Genomic DNA, 15,352 nt, shown 5'->3' on the forward strand with positions numbered 1-15,352 from the left:
ATGGCCTCACTTCACTGGATCCGACGCCGGCTCCTTCACCGGCGCCGCCACCTGCTTGCGGCGCATCCGTCCCATCTGGCGCTTCATGAAGTGCTCGAAGTCATCCACGTAAGTGAACACCGCCGGCACCACCAGCAGGCTCAGCAAGGTCGAGGTGATCAGGCCGCCGATCACGGCCACCGCCATCGGCGAGCGGAAGCTGGGGTCGCCCGAGAGGCCCAGCGCCAGCGGCATCATGCCGGCGCCCATGGCGATGGTGGTCATCACGATCGGGCGCGAACGCTTGTGGCAGGCGTCGACCAGGGCGTCGAAGCGGTTCATGCCCGCTTCGCGCGCCAGGATCGCATAGTCGACCAGCAGGATCGAGTTCTTGGTCACGATCCCCATCAGCATGATCAGGCCGATCATGGTCGGCATCGACAGCGCGTTCTGCGTGAGCAGCAGGGCCACGAAGGCGCCGCCGATCGACAGCGGCAGCGCGGCCAGGATGGTCACCGGTTGCATGAAGTCGTTAAACAGCAGCACCAGCACGCCGTAGATGCACAGCACCCCGATCAGCATCGCCACGCCGAAGCTGGCGAACAGCGCCTGCATCTCCTGGGCGTCGCCCAGTTCCGCGATCTGCACGCCCGGCGGCAGCTTCTGGAATACCGGCAGGGCGCGCGCCTCGGCATTGACCTCGCCCAGCGAGCGGCCCTGCAGCTCGACGTCGAGCGTGACGTTGCGGGTGCGGTTCAGGCGGTTGATCTCGGCCGGACCGCTTTCCACCGTGATGGTGGCGACGTTGGCCAGCAGCACCGGTCCGCGCGAGCCGGGCACGGTCAGGCGGCCCAGCGCATCGAGGTCGGCGCGCACCGCGTCCGGCAGCTTGACGCGGATCGGCACCTGGCGCTCGTCCAGGTTCATCTTGGACAGCGAGATGTCGTAGTCGCCGGCAGTGGCCACGCGCACCGTTTCGCCGATGGCGGCGGCCGTCACGCCGAGGTCGGCGGCGCGCGCGAAGTCCGGGCGCACGATGATCTCGGGCCGCACCAGCGAGGCGCTGGAACTGACGTTGCCGATGCCCTGCAGGGTGCGCAGTTCACGCTCGGCCTGGCGCGCTGTCGTGGTCAGGAGTTCCGGGTTTTCGCTGCGCAGCACCAGCTGCAGCTTGGTGCCGGTGTCGGGGGCGCCGACGTTGAAGCGCGCGCCCGGGATCTGCGACATCTTGACGCGCAGTGCGCGCTCGATCTCGGACAGTCCCACGTCGCGGTCGTGGCGGTCGACGGTGGTCACGGTCAGCACGGCGCGGCGCGCTTCCGCCGCCGCACCCGGGGCAAAAGCGTCGCCGCTGGAACCGCCGCCGATCGAGCTGAAGATGCCCTTGACGCCCTCGACCTGCATGGCCGCCAGGCGCGCCTGCTCGGCGACGGCGTGGGTCTCGGCCAGGGTCGAACCGGGCGGCAGTTCCACCGTCACCATGGTCTGCGAGCGGTCGGCCGGCGGCACGAAGCCGGTCGGCAGCAGCGGCACCAGTGCGATCGAGCCGAAGAAGAAGACGGCGGCGCCGATCGCGGTCGCCATGCGGTGGCGCAGGCACCACTGCATGGCCGTCATGTAGCGCCGCATCAGCGGGCCGTCCTTCTCTTCGCCGTGGTGCTTGGACGGCTTGAGGATGTAGGCCGCCATCATCGGCGTGAGCAGGCGCGCCACGACCAGCGAGGCCAGGATCGCGATCACTGCGGTCCAGCCGAACTGCTTGAAGAACTTTCCGGGAATGCCGCCCATGAAGGCGGTCGGCAGGAACACCGCGACCAGGGCGAAGGTGGTGGCGATGACCGCCATGCCGATCTCGTCGGCCGCTTCCAGCGCCGCCTGCATCGGGGTTTTCCCCATGCGCAGGTGGCGCGAGATGTTCTCGATCTCGACGATCGCATCGTCCACCAGCACGCCGATGACGAGCGCCAGCGACAGCAGGGTCACCATGTTGAGCGTGTAGCCGAACAGGTACTGGCCGAGGAAGGCGGGGATGACCGACAGCGGCAGCGCGGCCGCGGCCACCAGGGTGGCGCGCCAGTCGCGCAGGAACCACCACACCACCAGCACCGCCAGCACCGCGCCTTCGTACAGCATCTCCATCGAGGCGTCGAAGTTTTCCTGCACCGGTCCCGAGTTGTCGATCACCTCGCGCAGCACCACGCTCGGGTTTTCCTTCTGCAGCTGGGCCACCGCGGCGCGCGCGCCTTCGGCCACGTCCACCTCGCCTGCGCCGCGGGTGCGGAACACCTCGAAGCCGACCACCTTGCGGCCGTCCTGCTCGGCGATCGAGCGCGGCTCGGCCACGGTATCAAGGACCGTGGCGACCTGCCCGAGCTTCACGTGGCGGCCGTCCGGCAGCGGGATATCCATCTGCGCCAGTTCCTGCGCAGACTGCACGGTGGCGATGGTGCGCACCGACTGCTCGGCGCCGCTGACGTCGCCGCGTCCGCCCGGCGCTTCACGCTGCACGTTGCGCAGCTGGCGCGAGATGTCCAGCGCCGACACCCGCAGCGCCGCCATGCGCTGGTCGTCGAGTTCGACCCGGACTTCGCGGGTCACGCCGCCCACCCGCTTGACCGCGCCCAGGCCGGGCACGCTCAGCAGGCGCTTGGCCACGTCGTTGTCGACGAACCAGCTCAGTTCCTGGTCGTCCATCGCGCTGCCGGCCGTCTTGCTCGCTTCGGCCGTGAAGGTGGCGACCACGCGGCCGGCGGTGGCCGCCTTGGTCACGCTCGGCTCGCGCATCTCGGGCGGCAGGTCGGCACGCACCCGCGCCACCGCGTCGCGCACGTCGTTGACCGCGTCGGACAGGTCCTTCTCCAGGATGAATTCGATGGTGACGGTGGCCACGCCGTCCAGCACCTTGGTATAGATGTTCTTGACGCCCTGCAGGGTGGCGACCGAATCCTCGATCTTGCGCGCCACCTCGGTCTCGAGCTGGGCCGGCGCCGCGCCTTCCAGCGTGGCGGCGACGGTCACGATCGGCAGTTCGATGTCCGGAAAGTCCTGGATCTTGCTGGCCTTGAAGGCCAGCAGCCCCGCCACCGTGAGCAGGACGAACAGCATGATCGCCGGGATCGGGTTGCGGATCGATAAAGCGGAAAAGTTCATGGGGGTGCTCCGCTCAGCGTGCCGCGGTCTGGCGCGGCGCCGGAGCCAGCGCCGCCTTCGCCGGCGCGGCCGGCGGCGGCACATTGCGCACCAGATCGCCGTCGTTCAGGAAACCGGCGCCGCTGATGACGATCGGGGTGCCTGCGGCCAGCCCGCCCACGATCTCGACCCGATCGCCCAGGCGACGGCCGGTGCTGACCTTCAGCTGGCTCACGCGGTTGTCCCCGTTCAGGCGGAACACATAGCTGAAGCCGTCGCGCACCGCCAGCGCCTGCTGCGGCACGGTGAGGGCGCTGGTGGCGCCCAGTTCGAAGCGGCCGCTGGCGAACATGCCGGCCTTGAGCGGCGCATTGGCCGAGAGCGAAGGCGGCAGGTCGACGTAGACCAGCGCCAGGCGGGTCTGCGGGTCGACGGTCGGGGCCACGGTGCGCACCTTGCCGACGATCTCGCTGCCGCTGGCGGCGCGCACCGCCGCGCGCATGCCCGGCTTGATGCGGCCCAGGTCATTCGAGGTGACTTCGGCGCGCCATTCGAGGCGGCCCTGGCGGATCATGCGGAACAGCTCCGTGCCCGGGCCGGTGACGGCGCCGACCGTGGCGCTGCGGCTAGAGATGATGCCGCTGTCTGGGGCGACCACGGTGGCCTGGCGCAGGCGCAGTTCCTGCTGGGACAGCGTCGCCCGGGTGGCGCTTACACGCGCGGCGGCAGTCCGTTCTGCGGTCAGGAGCTGGGTGACCTGCTGTTCGCTCAGCGCGCCGGAGCTGCGCAGGGCGCGCGCCCGGTCGGCGTCTGCCCTGGCGGCGCTGGCGTTGGCCTGGGCTTCCTGCAGCGCCGCGCGCGCCTGCTCGACGTCGGCGCGCACGGTCTCGCTGGCGAACACGGCCAGGGTCTCGCCCTTCTTGACCACGTCTCCCACGTTCACCCGCACTTCGCTCAGGCGCAGGCCGTTCGATTCGCTGCCGATGACGGCTTCCTGCCAGGCGGCGACGCTGCCGTTGGCGGTCAAGCCCACCGGCACGGTGGTGGTGGACGGCTGGCCGGTGGTCACGGTGAGCGCGGGCGTCGGCGCGGCCGGCTTCTCGTCCTTGGCGGTGGCGCGCTTCGGCACGGCCAGCGCGAGGGCAAAACAGAGCGTTGCGCCGGCGATGGCCAGCAGCGGAACGGGGATATTCTGGGGCAGACGGCGGAGGGTTGGCATCTTCTTCAATCGGCTTTGGTTCAAGCTGTTAAGTGTAGCAAAATTGCAATCCGGTGCGGGCTGATTCGTATGTTTACGTTCTTACAAAGACTTACCAAACGGCGCAGCAAGGGAGCCTGTGTGGGTATATAAAGTCGGAATGCGAGTCCTCATCCTGTTGTTTTGCCTGCTCCTCGGCGGCGTCGTCCATGCGCAGCCTGCCGCCCCGCTCGACGACGGGCTGGCGCGGCATCTGCTGAACCGCCTGGGCTACGGCCCGGCGCCGGGCGAGGTGGCGCGGGTGCGTGCACTCGGTGTGCAGGCCTGGGTGGACGGCCAGCTGGCGCCGCCGCCGATGCCGCCGCGCCTGGAGGCACGGCTGCGCACGTTGCCCGCGCCCGAAGCGGCGCTGCTGCGCGCCATCGCCAGCCCGCGCCAGCTGGAAGCAGTGCTGGTGCGCTTCTGGCTCGACTACTTCAAGAAAGAAGAGGGCGCAGACGCGGCGCTGCGTCCGCACGTGCTGGGCCGCCATGCCGACCTGCGTGCGGCGCTCGGGGAGCATGCGCGCGGGAAGAACAGCGAACGGGCTGCGATGGAAGCGCTGCTGCGGCATTTCGTCTCCGCGCCTTCCACCAGTCTGCAAGGGTCGACATGGCGGGTGTGGGAGGCCACGGGCGGAGACCAGCGCGCGGTGCTGCGCCAGCTCTTGACCAGTCCCGAGTTCCTGGCGCCGTCGCAGTGGAACAGCAAGGAGAAGGATGGGTTCCGCTTCGTGGCCTCGGCAGTCCGGGCATCCGGCCTGGCGGTGGACAATGTGGCGCCTCTGATGGCCATCGTGCGTGCGCCGCTGTCGGATGCAGACCGTGCCGAATTCGTGGAGCGCCTGGCAGCTGGAAGGCTGGCGCTGGCGATGGCGCCGGTGCAGCCGCACGAGTACGCGTCGTCGGCGCCGCCGCTGCGTGCCGGCGTCGCCGGCGAGGTGTCACAGGGGACGGTAGCCCAGCCAGGGCCGGTGCTGATGGCGGCGCCGACGCCCTCCGCCGCCGCGATGGCGGCGGCTCGCAGCCAGCCGGCGCAGCCCGAGCGCTTGCGAGCGCTCCTGCTCGACCCGAAATTTCTACGTTATTGATACCGGGAAGCGAGTATTGCGCAGCGCAAAAAAATGCCGCGAAGTGTCATTTTCTGGAAACGCTTCCCGTCGAATTTTGATTACGTAATTCTACGGTATTGCACTGCACAATAAATCGCGTTATATTGGAACCGTCTCCTCCAGTTTTCTCCGAAAATTGGATTATCGCCCGCCAGCCGCAAGGTTCGCGGGCGCTTTTTTTGCGCCTTCAGTCGGTCTGCGCCACGTCCGCGCCCTGGAAGGACCCGGCGCGCCAGGTCAGCACCAGCGTATCGCGGTGCCCATGCTCGCCCAGCGGCTGGATCGGCGTCGACTCATGGATGACGGCCGCATCGTCGAGCAGCAGCAGGGTCCACGGCTCCAGCATCGTGAAGCGCTTGCCTGCCGGTCCATCGGCCTCGAAGACCCGGGTTTCCCCGCCCTTGATGCCGGTGCGCTGGATGAGGATGACGGCGACGAAATCGACGCCGTCCCGGTGCGCGCCTTCCGGCGTGGGGCGGCCGATGCCGTCGGCGGTATCGATGCGGAACTGGTGCGCTTCCACGTACCAGGTCTGGCGCCCGCGCACGCTGGAGCAGACGTCGCCCAATGCACGCAGCAGGCGGCCCCAGGCCGGGTTCGCGATGGTCGCCGTCTCGACCGGTTCGAACAGGCGGTGCATGCCGCCGTGCAGGGCGTTGTACTCGACCGGCTGCCAGTGCGGCCGGTGCGGCACCTGCACCAGCGCGTGGCTGGCGTCGTCGCGGCTTTCTTCCTCATGTATGAAGCAGGAGTGGCGGCGGCGCCGGTAGCGGCCGCCGTCCTTCAGGTAGTTGTCGAGTTCGAGCCGGTCCCAGCTCGGCACCAGCGACTGCAGCTCATCGAGTGAGCAGCCGGCCAGGCGTGCGACATCTTGCGGACGCAGCAGGGCATAGCCCTCGCTGCGGATGGCTTCCGTCAGCTGCGACGGAGCGGTGTAGGGTAGTTCAGGTGTGGTCATCCGGGTAGCGTAGCAGGTTTCGATGCTGCCGGCATGACCACGGGCAATTACCAGTTCTTTGTAAAGCTGAGTCGGAAGGAACGTGGCTCGATCGGGTGGAAGTGGATGTCGTCGACCGCATCAAGCTCGTTCGGCAGGCGCGAAGCGTAGTAGTAGTCGATCGCCGAATCGCGCCGGTTGGTCAGGTTGAAGCCTTCCAGCTCGATGCGCATGTCCTTGCCGAGACGGTAGCCTACGCGGCCGTTGAGCGTCAGGCTGGGGCGCGAGCGGACGCTGTCGTCCTCGATCAGCGGACGCGGGCCGAAGTAGCGCAGGCGCAGGGCGCCCGACCACGGACCCGCGCGGTCGACGGTCAGGCCGGCCTGGGCCACGCCTTCGACGGCGCCAGGGATGCGGCGGCCGGCGTCCCGGTCGCCGTCCGGGTTGCCGCCGCGCGAGCGCGCCCGTGCGTAGGCCGCGTCGAAGTTCAGCGTCAGCCACTTGTTGGCGCGCACGCTGTTCGACAGCTCGACGCCATAGCGGCGGCTCGGATCGCCCGCCTCGGTATTGCCGGCGTCGCCGATGTAGGTCAGCTCGGAATCGAAGTCCAGGCGGTACACCGACACCGTGGTCTCGGTCTTCGGGATCGCCACCGTGCGCAGGCCCAGCTCCACGCCGCGCGAACGCACCAGGCCCGGGGTGCGGTCCACCGGATCCAGCGTCTTTGGATCGACGGTCGCCACGGTGCCGCGCGCGTCGTTGCTGTGGAAGCCGTGACCGTAGTTGAAATACAGTTCGGTGTGCGACCACGGCCCGTAGGCCACGCTCAGCGTGGGCGTGACGAGCTTGTCGCGGGCGCGGCCGGCATTCTCAGGCCGGTCGCCGTCGACGCTGAAGCGGTAGGCATTGGCGCGCAGGCCCACCACGGTGCGCAGCGCCTTGCTCCACATCGTGGCGTTTTCCAGGTAGACGGCGGCGCTGCCCTCGACGATGTGGTCTTCGCGCGTGGTCGCAATGCGCCGGCGCGCGCGGGTGTCGTACAAGCCGTTGAAGATGTTGTCGTTCTGGAGCTGGAAGCCGGCGGTCATGTCCGAGGCGATGTCCCCCTGCTTGTAGGCGTGCCAGGTGTGGCTGCCGTCCAGGCCCGTGGTCACACGACGGTCCGGCTGGGCGAACTGGTCGCCGTTCACCGCATCGTTCAGAAAATAGGTGAAGTTCGAATACAGCTCGCCCTTGTTGCGGATCGCGTAGGCGCTCAGGCTGCTGGCCGTGTCCTGGGTGGTGCGGCGCCAGCTGCCCGACAGGCTGCTGCGCTCGGCCTGCCCGCCGTCGCTCAGGTCGATGGTGTCGAAACGTCCCAGCTGGCCGCCGGCGACCGCACGCAGCGGGATCTGGTCGGTGGCGTTCCAGTGGCCGCGGTAGTGCATGGCGGTGACGGTCCAGCCGTTGTTGGCATAGCCGCGGCTGTAGCGCAGCACCGCATTGATCTTGCGGTAGCCGTCCGGCCGCGTCCACGGGCCGTCGTTCTTCATCAGTTCCAGCGCGTACAGCAGGTTGCCGCCGGCCAGCTCGGGCGAGGCGGCCAGCACCGTGCGTGCGTACGCGTCCTGGCCGACGGTCACGGCGGCAAGCGGCGACACCAGGCGGTTGGCGTAGGCGATCGAGGCCTTGCCGGCCGAGGCGAAGTCGCCGTCCGTGGCCGAGTAGGGGCCCTTGCGGTAGTCGAGGCGGGTGACGATTTCCGGGATCAGGAAGTTCAGGTCGGTCCAGCCCTGGCCGTGCGCATGGCTGCGCTGGTTGACCGGCATGCCGTCCACCCAGGTGGCCAGGTCGGTGCCGTGGTCCAGGTTGAAGCCGCGCAGGTAGAACTGGTTGGCCTTGCCTTCGCCGCTGTGCTGGCTGGCGATCAGGCCGGGCGTCGCTTCCAGCAGCTCGCCGGGGCGGTACACGGTGCGGTTGGCCAGGTCCTTGGCGCCGACGGTGCCGGAGCTGGCCGAATCGGTCATGCCGATCTGGCTGGTGCGCGAGCCTTCGACGAGGACGCGCTGCAGGACGAAGTCGTCGGCCAGGGCCGGGACATGGAGGAACAGCGCGGCGATGGCGCCGGCAAGCACAGTACGGTTGGAACGAAGCATCAGGGTTGTTTCTCTTGCGTTGGCTGCTCGACGGCAGCCTGGGTGAAAGTCAGCGAGCGGATCGCGCCGGCGTTATTGAGGTTGACGGTATTGACCTGGTCGGGCAGGAAGTCCATCAGCACGCCCTGGTGGATCGCGGCGGTCTTGGATAGCGGCGCGTTCTCCAGTTCCTGGTAGATGACCACGCTCTGCGAATCGGCGGTCATGCCGATCCAGCGCACCGGCAGGCGCGCCTTGTCCTCGCCCTTGAGGAAAAAGCGCTCTTCGACATACTTGCGCAGCACCACCTGGTCTTCCGGATCGCCCAGGTCGAACTGGCGTCCGTACAGGTTCATCAGGAGCGCCTCGACGTCGTGCGCCATGTAGGTATGGACGATCTCCGTGCTGCCGGTGCGCGGATTGAACGCGACCTCGGTGATCCCCATGTGGAAGCGGTGCGCGCCCGCCGCCGTGCTGAGAAACAGCAGGGCGGCGGCGAACAGCGCCTTGAAGGCAGGCTTCAGGCGGAATATCATCATTACTCGGCTTTCTTTGCCGCGTCAGGCGTTTTGACCGGCGCCAGCCTGGTTTTCGCATCGCGCATCAGGTTGCCCGTTGCCGGATCGCGCTCGGTCTTGAACAGTTCCAGGCGCGACGGTACCGCCTTGGCTGGCCACGCGTTGTTGCTCACGTCGATGTCGGCGGTCTCCCAGTACGGGTCCTGCACCAGGCTCACGATCTCTTCGTCCGTGACGAACAGCTTGGTGATCTTCTTCGGCGAGTAGCGCCACACTTCGGCCGGGATACGCTCGATGTATTTTTTCCCGCTCTGGGTCGTGATTTCCACGATCAGCGGCATCACCAGGCCACCCTTGTTCGAGAAGTCCACCAAGTACAGGCGCTTGCCTTCCTTGAGCAGGGCCTTTTCCCAGTCTTCGAGACCAGCCATGGTCTCGTTGAACTTGTTGCGGTCCTTGTTGGTGACGGTGAAGTCGTCGTTCTCGTTATAGAAATCCTTCAGCTCCGGGAAGCGGTCGACGCGGCGCTCCATGCCCTTGTTGCGCTGGTCGGTGATCGAGATCGGTTCTTCCTGCTTGCGTGCGCGGGCCCAGGCCTTCTCGACTTCCGGATCCTTGCTGCTGACGGTGTACTCGGTGATGCCGTCGACGCTGATGTCGACCGCGTCGGTGGTGTAGAACCAGCCGCGCCAGAACCAGTCGAGGTCCGTACCCGAAGCGTCTTCCATGGTACGGAAGAAGTCGGCCGGGGTCGGGCGCTTGAACTTCCAGCGCTCGGAGAACTCCTTGAAGGCGAAGTCGAACAATTCGCGGCCCAGGATGGTTTCGCGCAGGATGTTCAGTGCGGCGGCCGGCTTGGCGTAGGCGTTGTTACCGCGCTGGATGGTCGATTCGGCATTGGTCATGATCGGCACCTGGTTGGTGCTGCGCATGTAGTCGACGATGTTGCGCGCTTCGCCGCGGCGCGACGGGTAGTTGTCTTCCCAGGCTTCCTCGGCCAGGAACTGCAGGAAGCTGTTCATGCCCTCGTCCATCCAGGTCCACTGGCGCTCGTCGGAGTTGACGATCATCGGGAAGTAGTTGTGGCCGACTTCATGGATGATCACGCTGATCAGGCCGTACTTGGTGCTCTTCGCATAGGTGAGTTCGCCGGTCTTCTTGTCCTTGACCGGGCGGCCGGCGTTGAACGAGATCATCGGGTATTCCATGCCGCCGATCGAGCCGTTCACCGAGATCGCGGTCGGGTAGGGATAGTCGAAGGAATACTTGTTGTACTGCTCGATGGTGTGGATCACGGCAGCCGTCGAGTAGCGCTCCCACAGCGGGTTGCCTTCCTTCGGATAGTAGGACATTGCCAGCACGTCCTTGTTGCCGCTCTTGATCGCCTGGGCGTCCCAGATGAACTTGCGGCTCGAGGCGAAGGCGAAGTCGCGCACGTCCTTGGCCTTGAAGTGCCAGGTCTTGGTCGCCTTCGAGCGGCCCTTCTCGGCGGCTTCCGCTTCCGCCTGGGTGATGATGATGACCGGTTTCCTGGCGCTGCGAGCCTGCTCCAGGCGCTGGCGCTGGACGGCGCTCAGGACCGCGTTCGCGTTCTGCAGCTCGCCGGTGGAGGCGACCACGTGGTCGGCCGGGACGGTCAGCTGCACATCGTAGTCGCCGAATTCCAGCGTGAATTCGCCGTCGCCCATGTACTGCTTGTTCTGCCAGCCCTTGACGTCGTAGTAGGCCGCCATGCGCGGGAACCACTGGGCAGTCAGGTAGATGTCGTTGCCGTCGTCGAATTTTTCGAAGCCGGTGCGGCGGCCGACGACGTTCGCTTCGGGAATGTTGAAGGTCCAGGCCATGTTGAAGGACACGCGTGCGCCCGGCTTGAGCGGCTGCGGCAGGTCGATGCGCATCATGGTCTTGTTGACCGTGTGGCGCAAGGCGCGGCCATCGCTGCCGGTCAGGCTGGTGACCTGGATGCCGCCCTCGAAGCCTCGCTGTGCGAGGGTGGACCGCAAGGTGTCGAACTTGACGCCGTCGTTGCCACGCGCCTGCCAGGCTTCGCGCGAGGGCAGGGTGGAGATGCGGCGGTTGTCCGAATCGGCGCGGAACATGTTCTGGTCCAGCTGCACCCACAGATAGGACAGCGTGTCCGGCGAATTATTGTAATAAGTGACCGTGCCGGCACCTAGGACGGCGCGCTTATCCTCGTCGAGCGTCGCGCGCAGGCGGTAGTCGGCGCGCTGCTGCCAGTAGCGGTGGCCCGGGGCGCCGGAGGCGGTGCGGGTGTCGGTGGCGGTTGGCAGCAGTTCGTCGAGCTGGCGGAACTTGTCATCGAAGGCCGGGGCGGCGTGGGCGGCGCTGGCCAGGAACAGGGTGGCGATCACGGCCTGCAGTTGTTTCATTTTCATGCGTGATTGAATATTAATGCGCTTGCTCTATAAAGAAACGGCAGGGCGCGCAGCCCTGCCGGTGATGACGGGTCGAGAGCGTGTTACTCGGCCTTCGGCGCCTCTTGGCCTGCCGCCTTCGGCGGGGCCAGCTTGGTGTTGAAGTCACGCATCAGGTTGTTCGCCGGCTCACGCTCGGACTTGAACAGTTCCAGGCGCGACGGCACTGCCTTGGCCGGCCACGCGTTGTTGCTCACGTCGATGTCGGCGGTCTCCCAGTACGGGTCCTGCACCAGGCTCACGATCGGCTCGTCGGTGACGAACAGCTTGGTGATCTTCTTCGGCGAGTAGCGCCACACTTCGGCCGGGATACGCTCGATGTATTTTTTTCCGCTCTGGGTCGTGATCTCCACGATCAGCGGCATCACCAGGCCACCCTTGTTCGAGAAGTCCACCAGGTACAGGCGCTTGCCTTCCTTGAGCAGGGCCTTTTCCCAGTCCTCGAGGCCAGCCATGGTCTCGTTGAACTTGTTGCGGTCCTTGTTGGTGACGGTGAAGTCGTCGTTCTCGTTGTAGAAGTCCTTCAGCTCCGGGAAGCGGTCGACGCGGCGCTCCATGCCCTTGTTGCGCTGGTCGGTGATCGAGATCGGTTCTTCCTGCTTGCGTGCGCGCGCCCAGGCCTTCTCGACTTCCGGATCCTTGCTGCTCACGGTGTACTCGGTGATGCCGTCCACGCTGATGTCGACCGCGTCGGTGGTGTAGAACCAGCCGCGCCAGAACCAGTCGAGGTCCGTACCCGAAGCGTCTTCCATGGTACGGAAGAAGTCGGCCGGGGTCGGGCGCTTGAACTTCCAGCGCTCGGCGTATTCCTTGAAGGCGAAGTCGAACAGCTCGCGGCCCAGGATGGTCTCGCGCAGCACGTTCAGCGCGGCGGCCGGCTTGGCGTAGGCGTTGTTGCCGAACTGGAGCAGCGACTCCGAGTTCGTCATGATCGGCACCTGGTTCTGGGAACGCATGTAGGGAACGATCGTGCGCGGATGGCCGCGCATCTCATCCCATTCTTCTTCCCAGGCTTCCTGGGCCAGCGACTGCACGAAGGAGTTGATGCCCTCGTCCATCCAGGTCCACTGGCGCTCGTCCGAGTTGACGATCATCGGGAAGTAGTTGTGGCCGACTTCGTGGATGATCACGCCGATCAGGCCATACTTGGTGCGCTTCGAGTAGGTCAGCTCGCCGGTCTTCTTGTCCTTGACCGGACGCGGACCGTTGAAGGTGATCATCGGGTATTCCATGCCGCCCACCGGGCCGTTCACGGAAATCGAGACCGGGTACGGATAGTCGAAGGAATACTTGTTGTACTGCTCGATGGTGTGGATGATCGCGTGGGTCGAGTAGCGCTCCCACAGCGGGTTGCCTTCCTTCGGATAGTAGGACATGGCCATCACGTCGGTGTTGCCCGACTTGATGCCCTGGGCATCCCAGATGAACTTGCGGCTCGACGCGAACGCGAAGTCGCGCACGTTCTTGGCCTTGAAGTGCCAGGTCTTGGTGTTGGTGGCGCGGCCCTTCTCGGCGGCTTCGGCTTCGGCCTGGGTCACGATGATGACCGGCTTCTTGGCGGTCTTGGCCTGCTGCAGGCGCTGGCGCTGGGTGGCGGTCAGGACCTCGTTCGGGTTCTGCAGTTCGCCGGTGGACGCCACGATGTGGTCGGCCGGGACGGTGATGCGCACGTCGTAGTCGCCGAATTCCAGCGTGAACTCGCCCGAACCCAGGAACTGCTTGTGCTGCCAGCCATAGACGTCGTAGTAGGCCGCCATGCGCGGGAACCACAGGGCGATCTCGTACAGGTCGTTGCCGTCGTCGAACTTCTCGTAGCCGGAACGGCCGCCGAGCACCTTCTGCTCGTTGATGTTGTAGTTCCAGTCGAGGCTGAACGACACGCGCGAACCCGGCTTGAGCGGCTGCGGCAGGTCGATGCGCATCATGGTGCCGTTGATGGTGTACTTCAGCGCACGGCCGCCGCTGTCGCGCACGTTGGCGACCTTGAAGCCGCCGTCGAAATCGCGCGCGGTGAACAGGGTGCGCAGGGCGTCGAACTTCACGCCGTCGTTGCCGCGCGCCTGCCAGGCTTCGCGCGAGGGCAGGGTGGCGGTGCTGCGGGCAGCCGAATCCGGCTTGTAGATGTTCTCGTCCAGCTGCAGCCAGAGGTACTTCAGCGTGTCAGGGGAGTTGTTGTGGTACGTGATGGTGCCCGAGCCGGTGAGCGAACGCTTGTTCTCGTCGAGCGTGGCGCGCATCGTGTAGTCGGCGCGCTGCTGCCAGTAAGCGTGGCCCGGCGCGCCCGACGCGGTGCGCACGGCGCCCGGCGTCGGCAGCAGTTCGTCGAGCTGGCGGAATTTGTCGTCGAAAGGCGGTGCTGCGAAAACCGTGGCGCTGAGGCACAGCGCGGCTAGTCCGATGGGCAGACGTATCATATTTCCCCTGGAATTTTAATTGGTATAGGAAAAACTATTCTAGCTTTACCAATTATCAATTGCTCAGTGGATTTGTAAAAAAGCTGATACATGATGCATATGCATCCCCACCCGGGCTGAAACTGTGTCTTATTCGTGCGGATCGAAGCCGCGCACGGGGAAATCGTCCCCGCGCTGGATCCAGTTGCGCGGGGAGTAAACAGACCGCGCATCGGTGGCATGCAGGGTGAATGCGTGGCGCGACACCGGCGAGCGGTTCGGGGCGCTGTAGTGCGGCAGCAGGCCGTGGAAGCAGACCAGGGTGCCGGCCTTGGCCTCCAGCGGGACCGCGGTGCTGTCATTTGGCCAGGGCGTGTTGTCCAGCTTTTCCATCGTGATCGTGTCGCCATCGCGCAGGAAGCGCTCGCGCAGCGGGCCGCGGTGGCCGCCCGGCTCGGCCCACAGGCAGCCGTTGTCCACGGTCGCATCTTCCAGGGCGAACCAGAAGGTGGTCACAGTGATCGGGTCGCTGTCGAAGAAGGTGGCGTCCTGGTGCCAGCGCACCTCGCCGCCGATGCCGGGCTGCTTGAAGATGTACATCGACTGCCATACCTGCGCTTGCTCGAGGCCGAGGTCGCGCGCCACCGCGGCCAGCTTCGGGTCGCGCGTGAAGGCGTCGAAGACCGGGTCGAGGTCGTGCATGGCGTGGCCGATCTTGTTGATCGACAGCGCCTTGGCCTGGCGCAGCTGGCCGTCGGGGCCAAAGGCTTCCTCTTCGAAGAAGCAGCGCACCGTGTTGTCCGAGCCGAGGAACCAGGCGTCGCTGGCGCGGGCCTGGTCCTTGGTCGTGAAGATGGCGCGCGATTCGCTTGGATCGAAGGCGTCGACGATTTCCTCGGCGCGCCGGCGCAGGGCGGCGATTTCTTCGATGCTCTTGAAATCGGGGATGACGAGGAAGCCGTCGCGCCTGTACTGCTCGCGCTGTTCAGTGGTCAGCATGCTTGGGAGGTCCGGGACAAAACGCCATTGTAGCGCTGCCCGTCTTCCTGTCCACGGACCGGCCACCACTGCACCACGCCCCAGGCGAATTCGGGCACCACGAACAGCCACAGCACCGGCGCACCGGTCAGCGCCAGGCACCAGGCCATCCACAGCGAGAACAGGAAACGCGCAATGCCGTCGAAGCGCCCCAAACGCTGCGTCGGCTCGAGGATGCGCAGCAGCGACCACACCAGCACCACGCTGCCCATCAGGCAGGCAAACAGCATATGGAAAGGCGTAAAGCCCGGCAGTGCCGCGCCGCCCAACGCCAGGTTCAAGGACGAGATCTGGCCATGGGCGAGGGCGAAGGTCCACGGCGTGGCAAAGGCGGCGGTGAGGAGCAGGTCGTAGATGGCGCTGGCGCGCACGATGCGGCAATTGGCGGCGGGGGAAAGCGGCATGGCAGGGCTCCTTGGGATAACGAAGTCCCCATCCTCAAGCCTGGAGTACACTCGAGG

General features: G+C 66.3%; 10 protein-coding genes. 1 reads left to right on the top strand and 9 read right to left on the bottom strand.

Annotated elements, in window-relative coordinates; all coding sequences use genetic code 11:
• Nucleotides 1–6 precede the first annotated feature (6 nt).
• A complete protein-coding gene (locus B2R83_RS08880; protein WP_292040220.1) occupies nt 7–3,129 on the bottom strand; it encodes an efflux RND transporter permease subunit in 3,123 nt (1,040 codons plus the stop codon).
• A gap of 13 nt (nt 3,130–3,142) precedes the next feature.
• Nucleotides 3,143–4,327 carry an efflux RND transporter periplasmic adaptor subunit gene (locus tag B2R83_RS08885; RefSeq protein ID WP_292040222.1) on the bottom strand — a complete coding sequence of 395 codons (1,185 nt, stop codon included), beginning with the start codon at nt 4,325–4,327 and terminating at the stop codon, nt 3,143–3,145.
• Nucleotides 4,328–4,466: 139 nt separating this feature from the next.
• Here B2R83_RS08885 and B2R83_RS08890 point away from each other — a divergent pair, with 139 nt between their 5' ends.
• Complete coding sequence (locus B2R83_RS08890) at nt 4,467–5,435, top strand: DUF1800 family protein (protein ID WP_292040224.1); 969 nt, start codon at nt 4,467–4,469, stop codon at nt 5,433–5,435.
• Nucleotides 5,436–5,643: 208 nt separating this feature from the next.
• Here B2R83_RS08890 and B2R83_RS08895 read toward each other — a convergent pair whose 3' ends face one another.
• The 7 genes from B2R83_RS08895 to B2R83_RS08925 form a co-directional block, all read right to left on the bottom strand.
• Entirely contained in the window at nt 5,644–6,414 is a 771-nt protein-coding gene (locus tag B2R83_RS08895; RefSeq protein ID WP_292040226.1) for a 2OG-Fe dioxygenase family protein, read from the bottom strand.
• 47 nt (nt 6,415–6,461) lie between these two features.
• Nucleotides 6,462–8,528, bottom strand: coding sequence for a TonB-dependent receptor (locus tag B2R83_RS08900; RefSeq protein WP_292040228.1), 2,067 nt, complete (start codon nt 8,526–8,528; stop codon nt 6,462–6,464).
• Nucleotides 8,528–9,046, bottom strand: a complete 519-nt coding sequence (locus tag B2R83_RS08905; RefSeq protein WP_307189209.1) for a DUF6702 family protein — start codon at nt 9,044–9,046, stop codon at nt 8,528–8,530. Before B2R83_RS08905 ends, B2R83_RS08900 begins: the two co-directional genes overlap by 1 nt.
• Nucleotides 9,046–11,421 (bottom strand): M1 family metallopeptidase, encoded by a 2,376-nt coding sequence (locus B2R83_RS08910; protein ID WP_292040232.1) that lies wholly within the window; start codon nt 11,419–11,421, stop codon nt 9,046–9,048. Before B2R83_RS08910 ends, B2R83_RS08905 begins: the two co-directional genes overlap by 1 nt.
• Before the next feature lie 83 nt (nt 11,422–11,504).
• The gene (locus B2R83_RS08915; RefSeq protein WP_292040235.1) at nt 11,505–13,874 is read right to left on the bottom strand and encodes a M1 family metallopeptidase; all 2,370 of its coding nucleotides are present in this window, start codon (nt 13,872–13,874) and stop codon (nt 11,505–11,507) included.
• 129 nt (nt 13,875–14,003) lie between these two features.
• Nucleotides 14,004–14,852 carry a phytanoyl-CoA dioxygenase family protein gene (locus tag B2R83_RS08920; RefSeq protein WP_292040237.1) on the bottom strand — a complete coding sequence of 283 codons (849 nt, stop codon included), beginning with the start codon at nt 14,850–14,852 and terminating at the stop codon, nt 14,004–14,006.
• Nucleotides 14,846–15,295: a hypothetical protein gene (locus B2R83_RS08925; RefSeq protein WP_292040239.1), complete on the bottom strand. Its 450-nt coding sequence runs from the start codon at nt 15,293–15,295 to the stop codon at nt 14,846–14,848. The genes B2R83_RS08920 and B2R83_RS08925 overlap by 7 nt, the downstream gene beginning before the upstream one ends.
• Between the last annotated feature and the right edge of the window lie 57 nt (nt 15,296–15,352).

This window comes from Massilia sp. UBA6681 (assembly GCF_002454935.1).
GTDB lineage: Bacteria > Pseudomonadota > Gammaproteobacteria > Burkholderiales > Burkholderiaceae_D > Telluria > Telluria varians.